The 15760-nt window shown below is 67.2% G+C and carries 11 protein-coding genes and 5 tRNA genes; 4 read left to right on the top strand and 12 right to left on the bottom strand.

Annotation, left to right across the window (positions count from 1 at the left end; all coding sequences use genetic code 11):
- Positions 1 to 174: 174 nt before the first annotated feature.
- The gene (locus DB30_RS05380; protein ID WP_276204333.1) at positions 175 to 1623 is read right to left on the bottom strand and encodes a helix-turn-helix domain-containing protein; all 1449 of its coding nucleotides are present in this window, start codon (positions 1621 to 1623) and stop codon (positions 175 to 177) included.
- A gap of 156 nt (positions 1624 to 1779) precedes the next feature.
- Between DB30_RS05380 and aceB the strand changes: the two genes are divergently transcribed.
- Positions 1780 to 3414 carry a malate synthase A gene (gene aceB / locus DB30_RS05375; RefSeq protein ID WP_146658084.1) on the top strand — a complete coding sequence of 545 codons (1635 nt, stop codon included), beginning with the start codon at positions 1780 to 1782 and terminating at the stop codon, positions 3412 to 3414.
- A complete protein-coding gene (gene aceA / locus DB30_RS05370; RefSeq protein ID WP_052546892.1) occupies positions 3411 to 4679 on the top strand; it encodes an isocitrate lyase in 1269 nt (422 codons plus the stop codon). Before aceB ends, aceA begins: the two co-directional genes overlap by 4 nt.
- A gap of 76 nt (positions 4680 to 4755) precedes the next feature.
- Here aceA and DB30_RS05365 read toward each other — a convergent pair whose 3' ends face one another.
- Genes DB30_RS05365 through DB30_RS05355 form a run of 3 tightly spaced genes read right to left on the bottom strand, consistent with a single transcriptional unit; the run spans position 4756 to position 8818 of the window.
- Positions 4756 to 7128 carry a caspase family protein gene (locus DB30_RS05365; protein WP_146658083.1) on the bottom strand — a complete coding sequence of 791 codons (2373 nt, stop codon included), beginning with the start codon at positions 7126 to 7128 and terminating at the stop codon, positions 4756 to 4758.
- Positions 7125 to 8081, bottom strand: a complete 957-nt coding sequence (locus DB30_RS05360; RefSeq protein ID WP_052546890.1) for a hypothetical protein — start codon at positions 8079 to 8081, stop codon at positions 7125 to 7127. Before DB30_RS05360 ends, DB30_RS05365 begins: the two co-directional genes overlap by 4 nt.
- Positions 8078 to 8818: an RNA polymerase sigma factor gene (locus DB30_RS05355; protein WP_052546889.1), complete on the bottom strand. Its 741-nt coding sequence runs from the start codon at positions 8816 to 8818 to the stop codon at positions 8078 to 8080. The genes DB30_RS05360 and DB30_RS05355 overlap by 4 nt, the downstream gene beginning before the upstream one ends.
- 271 nt (positions 8819 to 9089) lie before the next feature.
- On the opposite strand from DB30_RS05355, the gene DB30_RS05350 reads away from it, so the two are divergent.
- Positions 9090 to 10025, top strand: coding sequence for a hypothetical protein (locus DB30_RS05350; protein WP_052546888.1), 936 nt, complete (start codon positions 9090 to 9092; stop codon positions 10023 to 10025).
- Positions 10026 to 10229: 204 nt separating this feature from the next.
- On the opposite strand, the gene DB30_RS05345 is transcribed toward DB30_RS05350, so the two are convergent.
- The 5 genes from DB30_RS05345 to DB30_RS05325 all read right to left on the bottom strand — a co-directional run bounded on the left by DB30_RS05345 (position 10230) and on the right by DB30_RS05325 (position 10795).
- Positions 10230 to 10302: transfer RNA gene (locus DB30_RS05345), tRNA-Cys, on the bottom strand.
- Positions 10303 to 10366: 64 nt separating this feature from the next.
- Positions 10367 to 10456: transfer RNA gene (locus DB30_RS05340), tRNA-Ser, on the bottom strand.
- A 23-nt stretch (positions 10457 to 10479) separates the two neighbouring features.
- Positions 10480 to 10569 (bottom strand) — tRNA-Ser (locus DB30_RS05335).
- Positions 10570 to 10600: 31 nt separating this feature from the next.
- Positions 10601 to 10690, bottom strand: a tRNA-Ser gene (locus DB30_RS05330).
- Between the two features lie 15 nt (positions 10691 to 10705).
- A tRNA-Ser gene (locus DB30_RS05325) sits at positions 10706 to 10795 on the bottom strand.
- Between the two features lie 649 nt (positions 10796 to 11444).
- Between DB30_RS05325 and DB30_RS05320 the strand changes: the two genes are divergently transcribed.
- Entirely contained in the window at positions 11445 to 11987 is a 543-nt protein-coding gene (locus tag DB30_RS05320; RefSeq protein ID WP_052546887.1) for a hypothetical protein, read from the top strand.
- Between the two features lie 2 nt (positions 11988 to 11989).
- Here DB30_RS05320 and DB30_RS05315 read toward each other — a convergent pair whose 3' ends face one another.
- From DB30_RS05315 to gspN, 3 genes are read right to left on the bottom strand one after another with little or no spacing between them, the layout of a single operon-like run.
- Positions 11990 to 12271: a DUF427 domain-containing protein gene (locus DB30_RS05315; RefSeq protein ID WP_052546886.1), complete on the bottom strand. Its 282-nt coding sequence runs from the start codon at positions 12269 to 12271 to the stop codon at positions 11990 to 11992.
- A gap of 40 nt (positions 12272 to 12311) precedes the next feature.
- The gene (locus DB30_RS05310; RefSeq protein ID WP_052546885.1) at positions 12312 to 14126 is read right to left on the bottom strand and encodes an ABC transporter ATP-binding protein; all 1815 of its coding nucleotides are present in this window, start codon (positions 14124 to 14126) and stop codon (positions 12312 to 12314) included.
- Positions 14127 to 14150: 24 nt separating this feature from the next.
- Positions 14151 to 15758 (bottom strand): type II secretion system protein GspN, encoded by a 1608-nt coding sequence (gspN, locus tag DB30_RS05305; protein WP_052546884.1) that lies wholly within the window; start codon positions 15756 to 15758, stop codon positions 14151 to 14153.
- Positions 15759 to 15760: the final 2 nt, after the last annotated feature.

Genomic DNA, 15760 nt, shown 5'->3' with positions numbered 1-15760 from the left:
CGGGGATCCACGAGCTGCAGCCAGGGGTGGTCAGCGCAGCGCTCTCGCACGGCGAGTGAATAGCCGCAGCGCCCGCGCCCACGCAAGCGACCGGCGGCGCGCTGCTTCGAGCCGTGGAACACGCCGCGGAGCCCAAGCTCGAACATGACCCGGGCGAAGACCTGTGGCTTCTTCCTAGCTGCGCTCAGGATCCGTGTACATCGACACCCCCCGGATATCCTCGCGCAGCTGCAGCGGCTGGCGCAGCGAGGGCAGCACCCGCTGCTCGCAGTCGCGCCGCTCACACAGCCGACACGTCACCCCGACCGCGAGCATCCCCTCTTCGTCGCTGAGGTCGACCCCATCGGCATAGACCAGCTCCGGCGCGCGATCGATCGGGCACCCCAGCCCAACCGCCAACGTGGCCCGCGGCGCACCGTAGCCGCCGCGCCCATGCGCGACCGTGCGAGCCACACAGAAGAACTTGTTGGGATCGCCATCGGGCATGATCGAGGTCTGCACCCGGATCAGCCCGGGCGTCTGAAACGCCCGAAACACGTTCCAGCGCGGACACGCCCCAGAGAAGCGAGCGAAGCGAATCCCCGAGCCCGAGAAGCGCTTCGAGATGTTGCCCGCGATGTCGACCCGCAGCATGTGAAACGGCACCCCCTCGGCGCCGGGCCGCCGCAGCGTCGTGAGCCGATGACAGACCTGCTCGAAGCTGGTGCCGAAGCGATTCGCCAGGAGTTCGATGTCGTAGCGCTGCGACACCGCGGACCGATGAAAGCTGGCGTAGGGCATGAGCACCGCCCCGGCGAAGTAGTTGGCCAACACCAGCCGCGCGAGCATGCGGGAGCTCGCACCGGTCAACATCGGGTCGTCCTCGCTGAGCTGCTCGAGCAGATCGTGGTGGCAGATCAGCGCGATCTGGGTCGCCAGCTGAAAGTTGCGGCTCGACGGCGGCAGCGCTTCGGACAGGCTGATGCGCCGCAGCTCACGATCATAGCGACGCACGATCCGGCCCTCGCCCTCCGACGACTGCACGCCGATCCCCTGTCGCTCGAGCCACTCGGCCATGCCCGCGAACCGAGCCCCACGCTTGAGCTTGGCGTCGACCCACAGCTGCTCGGCGCGGTCCTCGAGCTCACCAAAGTAGTTCATGTGATGCTGGATGAACTCGTTGACCTCCTCGGACGGAAGCACCTCGCCGCGCAAGTTCACGGCCCCGTCGGCGTGGCCCTCTTGCTTGGCATAGGAGACCTGCGCGAGCTCGTTGAGCGACTCGCGGGCGCGCTGGAATTGTTCGTAGAGCGTGAGCACGGCCCGAGCGATCGCCGGGGAGCTGTTCGCTAGCTCGCGGACCTCGGCCGAGTTCAGGCCGTGCTCCTCGAACACGGGATCCGCGAACGCCTCCAACATGTGCGCGGCGAGGCGCTGATCATCGTCGGCCGCGAACTCGCTCAGCTCGAGCGAAAACTCTTGGGCAAGCTTGATCAGCAACGTCGCGGTCAGCGGGCGCTGGTTGTGCTCGATGAGGTTGAGGTAGCTCGCCGAGATCCCCAGCCGCCGCGCGAGCTCGGCTTGCGTCATGCTCCGGGCGCGACGTTTCGCGCGGACTTTCGAACCCAGGTTGGTCGTGGCCACCGGCCCCAGAGTAATCCGAAGGGCGCTGGATCTGCGCGCACAATTTACAGACTTCACAACTTTACCGCTCGTCCATGACTCATCTTCACATCGCCAACTACTTGAAACTACATATTTTATTGAAATCCACATGTGGATGCCTAGAATCTGTAAACCATGTCGGACAAAATGAAGGGGAGTCTCGAGATCGCCGGGTCCGCCGCTGGCGCGGTGCCGGGCGGCGCCGAGATCCTGACCCCCGCCGCGCTCTCGCTGGTCGGCGAGCTGTGCCTGGGCTTCGCAGATCGCATCGATGCGCTGCTCGGCCAGCGCCGCGAGACGCAAGCCCGCTTCGACGCCGGCGAGTTGCCACGCTTCTTGCCCGAGACCGAGCCGGTCCGCCGTGGTGACTGGCGCGTGGCGCCAACACCCGAGGACTTGCAGCGCCGCATCGTCGAGATCACCGGCCCCGTCGAGCCAAAGATGATCATCAACGCGCTCAACTCCGGGGCCGACATGTTCATGGCCGACTTCGAGGACTCGTGCGCACCGACGTGGGCCAACCTGATCGGCGGTCAGACGGCACTGCGCGCCGCGGTTCGGCGCGAGCTCGAGTACCGCGACGCCGACACCGGCAAGCACTACCGGCTTCACCCTCAAGCCTCGAAGTTGGCGACCTTGCTCGTGCGCCCACGCGGCCTGCACCTGCCCGAGGCACACCTGCTGTGGCGCGGTCGCCCGGCTCCGGCCGCGCTCGTCGACTTTGGCCTGTTCATGGCCCACAACGCCCGCGAGCTGCTCACGCGCGGCACCGGCCCCTACTTCTATCTGCCCAAGCTGCAGAGCCACCTCGAGGCCCGGCTGTGGAACGAGGTGTTCGTGGCGACCCAGCAATTGCTCGATCTCCCGCGCGGCTCGATCCGGGCGACCGTGCTGATCGAGACCCTGCCCGCAGCGTTCGAGATGGACGAGATCCTGTACGAGCTGCGCGAGCACGCGGCCGGGCTCAACTGCGGTCGCTGGGACTACATCTTTTCGTACATCAAGACATTCCGTGCCGACCCCAGCCGGATCGTGCCCGACCGCGCGCAGGTCGGGATGCTGCAGCCGTTCATGCGCGCGTACTCGCAGCTGTTGATCAAGACCTGCCACAAACGGGGTGCCCACGCGATCGGTGGCATGGCCGCGCAGATCCCCCGCAAGGACGACCCCGCCGCCAACCAGGCCGCGCTCGACAAGGTCGCGCAGGACAAGCGCCGCGAGGCTGCCGACGGCCACGACGGCACATGGGTCGCCCACCCGGGCTTGATCCCCACAGCACGCCGAGCATTCTCTGCGGTCGTTGGCGCGGCGCCCAACCAGCTCGGGCGCCTGCGTGAAGACCTCGAGATCAGCGCGGAGCAGCTGCTCGCGGTCCCCAGCGGCGCGCGTACGGAGGCCGGCCTGCGTCTCAATGTGCGGGTTGGCCTGCAGTACCTCGAGGCCTGGCTGCGCGGCCACGGCTGCGTGCCGCTCTATCACCTCATGGAGGACGCCGCGACGGCCGAGATCTCGCGGGCGCAGCTATGGCAGTGGCGCCACCACGGCGTCACCCTCGACGACGGCCAGCCCGTGAACGAGGCGTTGCTGCGAGCGGTGGTCGCCGACGAGCTGACCACGATCCGCGCCCAACTCGGCGACGCGCAGTTCGAGGCCGGACGCTTCGCCCTCGCGCGTGATCTCTTGCTCGAGCTGGTCCTCGCCGACGAGCTCGCCGAATTCTCGACCCTACGCGCCTACCCGCACCTCGTGCTGATGAAAGACGAATCATGAACACTCGAGATCAGACCCTCCGCGCGCGCCGATTTGACGGCGTCGAACGCCCCTACACCCACGCCGACGTCGAGCGCCTGCGCCCATCCGTGGTCGTCGAGCACACGCTGGCCCGCGTCGGCGCCGAGCATCTGTGGCAACTGCTCCACGAGCGCGACTACGTCAACGCGCTCGGGGCCCTGACCGGCAACCAGGCCGTTCAACAGGTCCGCGCAGGACTCGAGGCGATCTATCTCTCGGGCTGGCAGGTCGCCGCCGACGCCAACTTGGCCGGGCAGATGTATCCCGATCAGAGCTTGTACCCGGCCGACTCCGTGCCCGCCGTCGTCAAGCGCATCAACAACGCGCTGCAGCGGGCCGATCAAGTCGAGCGCAGCGAGTCCGGGACCGCGAGCCGCAGGTGGCTGGCGCCGATCGTCGCTGACGCCGAGGCCGGCTTCGGCGGGCCGCTCAACGCGTTCGAGCTGATGAAGAACATGATCGAGGCCGGGGCCGCGGGCGTGCACTTCGAAGATCAGCTCGCGTCCGAGAAGAAGTGTGGGCACCTCGGCGGCAAGGTCCTGGTTCCCACCAGTCAGTTCGTGCGCACGCTGGTCGCCGCCCGGCTCGCGGCCGACGTCTGCGACGTGCCGACCGTGCTGATCGCCCGCACAGACGCCAACAGCGCCAAGTTGCTCACCTCCGACATCGACGAGCGCGACCGGCCCTTCTTGCTTGGCAGCGAGCGCACCCCCGACGGCTTCTTTCGAGTCCGGGACGGGATCGAGGCTGCGATCGCGCGTGGCTTGGCCTATGCGCCCTACGCCGATCTGCTGTGGTGCGAGACCTCGACCCCGAGCCTGGACGAAGCCCGCCGCTTCGCCGAGGCCATCCACGCGCGCTACCCCGGCAAGCTGCTCGCCTACAACTGCTCGCCCAGCTTCAACTGGAAGCGCAAGCTCGACGACGCGACGATCGCCGTGTTCCAGCGCGAGCTCGGGGCCATGGGCTACAAGTTCCAATTTGTCACGCTCGCGGGCTTTCACGCGTTGAATCACTCGATGTTCGAGCTGGCGCGGGGCTACAAGGCGTCGGGCATGAGCGCGTATGCCCAGCTGCAGGCCGAGGAGTTCGCGGCCGAAGCCACGGGCTACACCGCCGTTCGTCACCAGCGCGAAGTGGGGACTGGGTATTTTGACCGGGTCACGCAGGTGATCAGCGGCGGGCAGTCCTCGACCATGGCGATGCAGGGCAGCACCGAAGTCGCGCAGTTCGACGCGGCCTGAATCGCCAACGCAACCAACGCGAACGAGCGGCTCGCCCCATGCGTGGGTGAGCCGCTCGTTGTCGTGGTCGTCGGTGCTACTGGCCCGCGCTCGGGTCAACCTCGATCGCTCCACTTGGAGGCGGCGCGACCGGCTGCGGCTCGATCGGTGCTGGCGTGGGCGCGGGCGCGGTCACCTCTACGGCGGGGGCCGGCGGCGCGACGGGAGCTGGCGCACCAGCGGGCGCCGGACCGGGCACCACGATCGTGTGGACCTTGGGCGCGGGCTTGGTCTCCACGTGCTTGACCACGCGAAGCTTGTGATCCCGACGACGCTCCGCCTCGCGCTGGGTCGCCGCCGCGCCTGGGCCGACCGGGATCCCAAACTTCAAGCCGCTGATCACCGAGAACCCGGTGTTGCCAAAGTCAGGCAGCGCCGCGCCGGTCTTGATCCGCGCGCTCCACAGCTGGCGGACCTCGCCGAACAGTCCGAAGTAGTTGGTGATCCGAACGTCGATGCCACCGTGGAGCTCGAAGCCGATCCGCAACCCGGCGGCCACGTAGTCATCGGCGTCGTGCCGTGCATAGCGAAGTCGCATCACGTCAAACCCAGCTCCGAGCCCGCCGTAGGGCCGCACCGGCCACTTCCGAGGAAAGTAGATGTTGCCGCCAAAGAACAGCGGAACGGTCAGGTAGTCCAGCTGCATCGCGTCGCCGCGGTCAAATCCGTCGACGTCGTCCGATGGGATGAAGCTCGCGTGCCCCTCGGTGTAGCCCGTGCGAAAGAAGCCCTCGACGACGGGGTAGCGAGTCGGCGTCCGCCCCGAGAACGCGCCAACCCGAACATCGACGCCACGCAGCGCCGATGGAAACCCCTTGTCATCGAAGCCCGGCAGCTCGTTGGCTTTGATCCGGGCGTCCGGCAGCTGGATCCGCCCGGTCGGCGCGAGCACGTTGAACTCGGCCCCGACCGCGAACGACAGCCAGGTGCGATCCCAGTCCCAGCTCCACTCCGGATCGACCTCGACCTCCTCGATGATCACGGTCTCGGTCTTGGATGCGTCGTCGGCCGGATCCTCGCCGGTCACCCGCGCGACCTCGACGAGCTCGCCCGTTTGGGGATCGCGCTGCCACACGTGGACCTCCCAGTCGGGATCGGCGACGGCGAGCAGCTGCTCCTGATCCGTGTAGCCCGCGTAGTAGCCCGGCCCGTAGGCGACCTTGAACAAGCCCGTGCGCAGGGCGTCGTCGAGCGGACCGCGGGCGTCGGACTGCGGCTCGTGAAATTCCAAGCGACCAAGCGCGACCACCCCCGTCTCGTTGGCAGCGATCTTCACCTCGCCGTCGCGGCTGCCGTCGGCCCGCGCGTGGCGATACAAGAACACCGCGCCGCTCGGGAGCCGCAGGTACGCAGGCTGCCCGCTCGCATGGTTGAGATCGGCGAGCCGGACCCCGCGCGCGTCCTCCAAGCTGTAGCGCCCCGAGTCGCCCCCGGCGAACAACAGCACCCGCTGATCCGTGATGCGCTCGTGGACCAACAGCGGCGCCCGCTCGTCGCCGCGGGGCGGACGAACCGCGACCTCGAGCCGCGCCCGCGTGTCCCCGACGCCGCTGTTGGCCGCCGACACGAACGCGCCCAGCTCCGAGTACTCGATCCGCCCGTCGCCGTTGATGTCGGCCCCGCCGCGCAGCCCGCTGAGCAATTGATGCGTGAAGATCCCGCCCTCCCAGCGCTCCCACTCGTGGGTCTGCTGATCGGCCGAGTGGGCCAGCACCACGCCGGTGTTTGGGTGGGCCCCAAGATGGTTGCCGTCGAGGTACTCGCGGATGCTGTCGCCGTAGTCGGCCGGCCCATGATCAGGCTGCCACTCCCCGCGCGAGAGCACGAATTGCTCGCTGCGGCAGGCGTCTACGATCACATGGTTGTGATCCGCCGGCGACGCGCCGAGCAGCTTGGAGAACAGATCATGGCGGGTCAGCGTGTCGCCGTTGGCCAGCGTCAAGAAGCCCTGCCCGTCGGGCCCCACGTCGCCGTGGCCCGCGTAGTAGATCAGCAATTCCACCTCGCGCCCGGCCGCGGCCGCAGCGTCCATCTTGGTCAGCAACCGGGCCCACGCCGCATCCAGCTTCGACTTGGTCGGCTGCTGCGACGACTTGACCAACCCAGAAAACCGCGCCTGGCTGGCTTGATCGAACACCGTCAGCAGCTCGACCTCGGCCCCGAGCTCGCGCCACAGCTCGGCGATCCGGGCCGCGTCATCGTCGGCGAAGCGCAGCGGTTTTTGTTCCTTGCTGGTGGTCTCGTTGCTGCCGATCACCAGCGCGAAGCGGGCCGGCTCGGCGACGACGGTCGGGGCCACCGCCGCCAGCGGCAGCGGACCCTCGGGGCGCCCGGCGTGGGCGGCCTGCGGGCCAAGCAGCGCCAGCGCGCCAGCGACCATCAGCAACAGAGCATGAGTTACGGCGTTCATGGGCGAGTCCTCGCGGGATCCCTCGCGGGATCAGGGTTGAGCAGCAGGAATTCGGATTCGGCCGACGCGCAGCGATCGACGTCGCTACATAGCGGCGCGAGCTCATCGGCCTCGAGACGAAGATGCCAGGGTGGATCATCGACGCTGGCCCGCGCTTGCTCGGCCAGCGACGCGGCCAAGCGATCGATGTCGGCGGTGCTTGGCTCGAGCGCGCTCGCCAGCGCAAACACCCGCACGCGACCGGGGCCATGGTTGACCGCGAGCCGGACCGACGTCGGCAGCGCCGTCCAGCCCTTGGTCATCGCCAGCTCGGGCAGCTCGCTGGCGCCAGGGTTGGGCAGGTAGTAGCGGACCTCGCCGGTCTCGGCGATCCCAAACACGCTCAGATGCAGCGGCGCCTCGGCCAAGGCAGCGGCCGCGCGAGGGTCGAGCGCTTCGTCGCCAAGCCGAACCGAGAACCCCAGCAGCTCGTCGAGCGCACAGCCGTGATCCCTCGCAGGCCGCGGCGGCGTCCCGCAGACCAGCTCGAGCCCGAGCGGCCGCGCGATCCCAAGCCCACCGCGCCCGATCAGCTCGCCCGTGTCGCCCGTGGTGATCGCCGGCTGCGGGTCGCCCTCGCCGCCGCCGATCCAGATCAACAACGTCGCCGCTGTCGCCACGGTCGCCAGGGTCGCGCCGAGCCACGTCCAACCCCGCCCACGCCCCGCGGGCGCGGCCTCGACGACGCCCTGCGTCGCCAGGTCATCAAACAGCCAGCGCTCGACCTGATCGATCTCCGTGCGCGAGACAGCTCGATCCTCGAGCACCCGCAGCGCCGCGATCGCCCGATCCCAGCCGCGTCGCTCACTCTCGTTGCCGCGCAGCCGCTCGACCAACACCCGCCGCCGACCGGCTCGCAGCCCGTCGACCATCTCGCGCTCGATCGCGCGGCGCAGCTTGCTGGGTCGACTCATCGGGTCACCTCATCGAGCGCCCGCAACAGCTCGGCGCCGAACAGCGCCGGCAGCCCCACGGCCGCGACCACCCCCTCGATCAGCGAGGCCTCGCCGTGTTCGCGCAGGTAGATCAGCAGCGCCCGCCGCAGCTGCTTCTCACTGGTGCGAATCCGCTGGCGCCCAAGCCCGAGCGCCTCCGCTGCATCACGCTGCGACAGACCCTCGACGAAGCGCAGCTGGACCAACCGCTGCTGGTCCGAGTCGAGGGTCGCCAAGAACGCCGTCACGAGCTCGCGCACTTCGGCGTCGTGCAGCTCGCGCTCGGGGTTTGGACCCTCGTCGAGCAACGCCAACGTGGCCGCGGTCGGGTGCTCGCCGTCCTCCAGCGGAAACAACACCTCGCGCGCACGAAACGATCGCAACACAAGGTTGCGGGCGATCGTGGTCACGTAGGCGCCGTACGGGCGGATCCCATCGTAGTTGGCGCGCGACCGCGGCTCGAACGCGCGTCGAAAAGTCTCGTGCAGGACGTCCTGCAGCTCGAAGCCCGAGCCGTAGCCCACGAAGCGGTGCCGCGTGCCGCTGGCCTCGAACGAGAACCCGTGCCGAAGCAACAGCGCGACCGGCTCGGCGTGCATCCGGTAGACCTCGGTCAACGCGGCCCGCTCGCCGGCCTTGAAGCCGGTGAGCAGCTCCTTCGACCAGCCATTGGGGGCGAGTTCGGCTCGCTCGGCTTGCGTGAGTCCAGTGGGCACCGCCCTTCCCTAGCCGACCGGAACCTGTCTGGGTTGGAGGTCCGTGAAAAAATCTCCCAAACGGCCCGCTCGGACACCCAGCCCGCCGCCGAACCGGTCCACAAGCGGGCAAGCGCCTCCCCCAACCGCCAACACTGGCCCACCTTTGGGCCACCCCAATTCGCGCTTCTGGCGATCTGGACCAGCTACGCACAAATTCACCAATTTTCGCCGCGAAGCGCGCCAATTCCGGCAATTTTCTCATGAGAGGAGGGGCCAGAGGACAACCACCATGCCCAGCGAAACCCATCAAAACCTCCTGCTCTTGTTTCGAGAGCACCCCCAACTCGTCATCGATCTGGCCCGAGCGGCGGGCGCTCGCACCCAGCGCTTCTACGACAACCTCGAACCCGCTGGCACCGAGTTCGAAGACCCCGTCTACCCCGGCCGAACGGTCCACGCCGACCTCCTCATCGTCGCCTCGGACAACGACGGCGCCAAGGTAGCCATCGTGTTCGAGGTCCAGCTCGGCAAGGACCCCGACAAGCTCTGGTCCATGGTCCTGTACCGCGCAGCAGCTCGCTATCGGCACAGGTGCCCGGCCTGGACGGTCGTCTTCAGCCCCATGCGCAGCGTGATCAGCTGGGTGCAGCACGATCTGTTCGCCGATGAACCCGACCTCGCTGCGTTGCCGATCACCCACGATCTGATCCCGCCGGTGAGCGACTTCATGCTCGCGCTCGCCGACTACCCACGCGCGATCCTCTCTGCCATCATCCACGGCGACGGACCTCACGCCGTCGAGTGCGTCACCGTCACGATACAGGCCCTGCTCCGCGTCGCGCCCCGGGAGCTCACGCGCTATGTACAACTGGTAGTCTCCAACGTCAGCGAGGAAGTCATGCAACAAGCCCGTCAGCAACTGCCCACCGAAGATGAAGAGACCCTCAGCGAGCTCGAGCTCGAGTGGGAGCGCCGCAGGAGCTCGACCTACGCCCGCGGCCTCCGCCAAGGCCGCGAAGAAGGCCGCGAAGAAGGCCGCGAAGAAGGCCGCGAAGAAGGCCGCGAAGAAGCCCTCCAACAAGCCGTGTTCGCCGTCCTCGCCGCCCGAGGTATCGAAGTCGACCCCCAGACCCGCGAGGCCATCCTCGCATGTACGCAGCGCGACCAACTGGCCAACCTGCTCGCGCGCGCCAGCACGATCACCTCACTGCCCGAGCTATTCTAGACCCAAATCAAGCGCTGAATCCGACAGGCGAGCGTTTGGGGTGAGTGAAGGGGCTCCGCCGCCAAAGCGAGGGGGCTCTCGAGAGCCCCCTTGAAGGCATAGTAGGCCCGAGTCGAGCGCGCAGCGCTTGATTCGGGTCTAGAGCGACGACCTCGTCGCTCGGCCGGCCCCCCCTTAGCGCCAGGGGCCCGCGGGTGATGAAGAAGATGCAGGCGGGACTCGAACCCGCATGAACACAGACTGCAGCCGTGCGCCTATCCATTTCGGCCACTGCATCGAGAATATTGCGTAAAGATCAGCGCGCGAGGGACTCGAACCCTCCTCACTCGGTTTTGGAATAGCGGAGAGAGGGAGGGTCGAACTCCCAAGGACCTCACGGTCTCGTCCAAGTTCAAATCGGGTGCCGTCGCCAGCTTTCGGCTTGTCTCTCCATTGTTGCGTTGAATCATATGAACGGAGAGAGGGAGGGTCGAACTCCCAAGGATCTAACGATCTCGCCCGGGTTCCATCCGGGTGCCGTCGCCAACTGTCGGCTTGCCTCTCCAGGCACTTTCTTGGGTTGGGTCAATATGAAGCGGAGAGGGGGAGGGTCGAACTCCCAAGGACCATGCGATCTCGTCCGGGTAGCGGCCGGGTGCCGTCGCCAACTTTCGGCTTGCCTCTCCAAAGGCACATTCAAGCGGAGAGAGGGAGGGTCGAACTCCCAAGGACCATGCGATCTCGTCCGACTTCGAATCGGGTGCCGTCGCCAGCTTTCGGCTTGCCTCTCCGTGAGACTATTCGTTTGAGCTCGGCCAAGGCCCTCGCCGACGCGCGGCGATGACTGCCTCAACTCGGGCGTGGCTTCTAGCCTGCATGCGCAACTGCGCTCAGCTCAGCGCCAATGCCCACCAGGGGGCGTGCTACTGCCGGTTTGGGCGACCGCGCGGACGCGCCGATCTTATCGCCAGGAACCTGGACAGCAACACGCCTCAGTACTGCCAGACCACGAGCGACTTCCAACGACGCTACGGGGCGCGACGGTGGGAGTGACTTGCGATCGACAGATCTGTGCTGGGCGGGCCATCTCAATACCTTGCGAAGTTCGGGCATTGTACTCGGCAGATGCAGGCGGTCAAGGTCGAATGTGAAGTTATTTGTCGTCGGCCTTGGAGGACAGCGAATAGTGGCAATCCCTCGGGCGGCGCTTCGCCTCCATGTCGGACGCACTCGTGTTTGTGTCAACGCGTTCACGTCGCGGCCGGAGCTCGCCCGTGATCGAGGCCAATGACCGAAGCTCGAACAACATGTGCGCGTCTTTTGCGCCCACCCACGCTCGTCCGCCCCTCCACCTGTTCGGTCAGCCTGCGGTCGCGCTTGGCACCGCCCCTCACTCGACCGTCTCGTCGGGCCCGGCGCAACGCGTGGCACACTCCGGCCATGAGCCCCCCCGAGCCCAGCACCGGCCGCGTCCCGCGGCGCTTGTTCGTCGTGATCGCCCTCGCAGGCCTGGCCACGATCTTCGCGGTGGCCTTCACGCTCTACACCACCCTTGGCGCCGAGAAGCAGCGGACCTTTCCGATCATCGACGACTACCTGCGTGAGCCGCAGACCGTGCCCGAGCGGGTCGAGATGATCGGCGCCGAGCTTCGGCGGATCCAGATCACTCACGCCGGGATCGAGGTCTACGACGTCGAGGGTCAGCGCTACACGATCGACCCCGACGGCACACACCTGCGCCGGGGAGGCGAGGCGCCCGTTCCGGGCAGCAGCTTCGCGGTCAACAGCATCGACTTTACCGCGCTGCCGCAAATCCTGGCCGCCGCCGCCGAGCGCACCGGCGGGACCCCCAACAGCGCGACCGTGGAGCTGGGCAAGGATGGCTCGCCGATCTGGCGCGTCGTCATCTGGGCCGAAGGTGGGAGCAACGAGCTGGTCTACACCGCCAACGGTGAGCTGCGCCTCGGCGCCAACGCCAGGTGACCCTACTCGACCACCTCGACCCCGCGCCAGAACGCCACGCGATCCGCAATCTGCTTGGCCGCCTCCTTGGGCGCCGGGTAGTACCAGGCCGCGTCAACGTTACGCTGGCCGTTGACCTCTACTGTCAAGTAGCGCGCGGTCCCCTTCCACGGACACACCGTTTGGGTGTCGCTCTCGGCAAAGTGTGCTGCCACGATCGAGCGACGCGGGAAGTAGTGGTTGCCCTCGACGACCACGGTGTCGTCACTCTGGGCGATGGTCTCGCCGTTCCAGATCGCGCGCATGCGCCCCGATACGCGCCGCGCTGACAGGAGTTACGCCGCTCTACGAACCGGTCTGGACTCGCCACAGGCTCGCGTAAATGCCCGCCTGTGCCACGAGCTCGTCGTGCTGCCCCTGCTCGACAACCCGCCCGCGCTCGAGCACGAAGGTCTGGTCGGCGCGGCGGATCGTCGACAGACGATGGGCGATCACGATCGTCGTGCGTCCCTTGGTGATCCGCTCGAGCGAGCGCTGGATCGCGGCCTCGGTCTCGTTGTCGACGCTCGAGGTCGCCTCGTCCAGGATCAACACCGGCGGATCCAAGAGCAACGCGCGCGCGATCGAGACCCGCTGGCGCTGGCCCCCCGAGAGCTTCTGACCGCGCTCGCCAACGATCGTGTCATAGCCGTCCGGCAGCGCCATGATGAACGCGTGGGCCTCGGCTGCCTTCGCGGCGGTCATCACCGCGTCCAGCGACGCGTCAAAGCTACCGTAGGCGATGTTCTCGCGCACGCTGCCGTGGAACAAGAACACGTCCTGGCTGACGAGCCCGATCGCGCGACGCAAGCTCGCCAACTCCAGCTCGCGCACATCGATCCCATCGAGGCATACGCGGCCGGCCTCGACGTCATAAAAGCGTAGGATCAGCTTGATCAGCGTGCTCTTGCCGGCTCCCGTCGCGCCAACGAAGGCCACGGTGTCGCCGGCCGGAATCCGAACGGACAAGCCCTGCAAGATCTGCACGTGCTCGGTGGATTCGGCCCCGTCACCCTCACTGTGTCGATCATAGTGAAAATCGACATTCTCGAAGCTGAGCTCGCCGCGGACCGACTCGATCGCCAAGCGCACATCCCCCGAGCGAATCTTGGCCCGGGTGTCGAGCACATCGAGCGCCCGCGTGGTCGAGGCCATCGCGCGCTGGTACTGATCGAGCAGCTGCCCCAGCTTGGTCAGCGGCCACAGCAGGCGCTGGGTCATGAACACCAGCACGCTATAGACCCCCACGTTCAGCTGCCCCGCCAGCACCATCTGCCCGCCAAACACCAAGATCGCGACAAAGCCGAGCACGATGATCATGCGGATCACCGGCACAAAGCCCGAGCTGAGCTTGATCGCGCGGCTGTTTGCGGCCTCGTAGGCCCGACTCAGCGCGGTGATCCGCTCGACCTCGTGGGCTTCGGCGGTGAAGCTCTTGATCGTGGCGACGCCGCCAAGGTTGTTGACCAGCTGCGCGTTGAGCAGCCCGACCTGCTCGCGGACCTCGCGGTAGCGCGGCACCAGCCGGCGCTGGATCGACACCGACCCCCAGATGACCAAGGGCATCGGCAACAGCGTCATCCATGCGACCGACGGCACGACCACGAAGAACAGGCCACCAACCAGCGAGACGGTCGTGAGCAGCTGGATCAGCTGGTTGGCACCGTCGTCCAAGAACCGCTCGAGTTGGTTGATGTCGTCGTTGAGAACCGACATCAACCCGCCGGTGCTGCGATCCTCGAAGTAGCCCAGCTCGAGCTCCTGCATGTGCCGATACACGTCCACACGCAGCTCGTGTTGGACGGTCTGGGCCAGACGCCGCCACTTCAGCGCATAGGCATACTCGAACACCGACTCCGCGCCCCAAGCTGCCATGGTCAACCCGGCGAGGATCCACAGCTGCGTGTCAACCTGCGTCCACCCCAGCTTGGCGATGAACGAGTCCTGACGTGAGACCACGATGTCGACCGCCGCCCCGATCAAGATCGGCGGCGCGAGGTCGAACAGCTTGTTGAGGAACGAGTAGAGCGTCGCCGCCCGGATCGCGCGCTGGTGGGGACGCGCGTAGCGAAGCAGGCGCGCGAGCGGATGCTGACTGGCGGTGTCGGTAGGATCCGTCAAGCGCTGGCCCCCGGCGACGCCCGCCTACTGAGGAAGCTGCTCTTCGTCGGTCTGCTCCTCGGAGTGCTCTTCCGAGTGCTCTTCGCTGTGCTCTTCCGTCTGCTCCTCGGGGTGCTCCTCTTCGACGGCGCCCTCGTCCTCGGCGGAGGGCTCTTCACCCCCCTCGTCCTCGCCATGGCCCTCTTCGCCGCCCTCGTCGCCGCCCTCGTCGCCGCCCTCGTCGTCGCCCTCGGCACCCTCGACCATCACCCCCATCTCGGGCGGGATCGTGCGCTCTTCCGGGGGTGGCAGCTCGATCTCCTCGTCACCCGTCGCGGCCGCCGCGGCCTCCTGCGCCGCCTGCTGCTTCGCGTTGCGCTGCGCCGCGCGCTGCTCCGCCCGTTCCTTGCTGCGGTTGGTCCGGGCCTCCCGCTTCTCTCGCAGCTGCTCTTGGCGAGACTTGGACTTGACCCCGCGGAACCGGCGGTGCTTGAAGTTGCCCTCGAGCACGACCCCCATCCACCCCTCATCGGGCGGATCCATCAACACCTTGGGGCTCGCGGTCAGCACCAGCAGATCGACGTTATCGCTGCGCTGCCGCAGCGACGGGTCAATGAACACCTTGATCAGCAGATTCAACCGTGAATTGGCGATCGGATCCTTGAACTCGATCTCACCGGAGATCTTGAACACGATGTCGTTGCTCTCGGTCCCGAATTCCTCGGCGACCGCCAAGCCGTCAACGATCTCGAGCACGCCGTCCAAGGTGCCAAGATCGATCTCGGGGATCGTCACGCCCTTGGACAACATGCTGGTCTTCTTGGAGCCGGGCACGAACAGCTTGGTCTCGCCGTCACCCACGGTGCACGAATAACAGTGGACCTCGAGCCGCCCGCTGGACTTGGCCCATTCGTTGTTGGGCGCCGTGATGTCGACGCTCAGCGCAAACACGCCGCGAACCGGCGCGTTGACGGAGTCTTGCAGCTTCGGCACCCCATAGAGCGGAAGGTCGGCGATGTTGAAGGCGACGTGAGACTCCTCCTCGCCCTGAAAGTAGGCACCGCTCATCGTGCCCTCGTCCATCGTCGCTTCAAACTCGACGTCGATCTCGTCAAACAACAAGTATTTGAGCACCGAGAAGCTGGCGTCGAGCTCCTCGATCACGAACGGCACCGGCGTCGAGTCAGGCCGCGAGGGCTTGAAGCTCCACACCACGTTCTCGAGCGTGGCCGAGCCCCACGGGCGGATCGACACGTCCTCGACGGTGATGGCGAACCCAGCCTTGCGCGCCTCATGCGAGATCCGCCACGCGATCGAGCGAGTGGGGAGGCTGATCCACGCCGAGATGATGAACAGCAAGAACAGCGCGCCACCCCACAGCGCGACCCGTCCGACCTTGCGGCCGATCGCGCGCAGGTCGAAGCCCATGCCGCCTGGGGTCAGCCCGCCGGCCAAGCTCGCGCTTGGGCGCAGACCGGATCCGCTCATGCCAGCGGCGCTCACGCCAGGTCCAGCGCCGCCCGGCGCCGGGGGCAGATCGTCGAGTGGAGGCAGGTCCCCCCCCGCACCAAGTCCCAGGGTCTGACTGGGCTCGCGGGGGTAGCTGGGCTCGCGGGGGTAGCTGGGCTCGCGGGGGTTGAGATCGTCGCTCATCG

The sequence above is a fragment of the Enhygromyxa salina genome (assembly GCF_000737335.2).
GTDB lineage: Bacteria > Myxococcota_A > Polyangia > Nannocystales > Nannocystaceae > Plesiocystis > Plesiocystis salina_C.
Note: the sequence above shows the minus strand (reverse complement) of the source record. Positions and strands in the feature narration are given on the sequence as shown.

Coding starts and splice junctions, on each gene's coding strand:
- aceB (WP_146658084.1), top strand. CDS start 1,780: ATGTCGGACAAAATGAAGGGGAGTCTCGAGATCGCCGGGTCCGCCGCT.
- aceA (WP_052546892.1), top strand. CDS start 3,411: ATGAACACTCGAGATCAGACCCTCCGCGCGCGCCGATTTGACGGCGTC.
- DB30_RS05365 (WP_146658083.1), bottom strand. CDS start 7,128: ATGAACGCCGTAACTCATGCTCTGTTGCTGATGGTCGCTGGCGCGCTG.
- DB30_RS05360 (WP_052546890.1), bottom strand. CDS start 8,081: ATGAGTCGACCCAGCAAGCTGCGCCGCGCGATCGAGCGCGAGATGGTC.
- DB30_RS05350 (WP_052546888.1), top strand. CDS start 9,090: ATGCCCAGCGAAACCCATCAAAACCTCCTGCTCTTGTTTCGAGAGCAC.
- DB30_RS05320 (WP_052546887.1), top strand. CDS start 11,445: ATGAGCCCCCCCGAGCCCAGCACCGGCCGCGTCCCGCGGCGCTTGTTC.
- DB30_RS05315 (WP_052546886.1), bottom strand. CDS start 12,271: ATGCGCGCGATCTGGAACGGCGAGACCATCGCCCAGAGTGACGACACC.
- gspN (WP_052546884.1), bottom strand. CDS start 15,758: ATGAGCGACGATCTCAACCCCCGCGAGCCCAGCTACCCCCGCGAGCCC.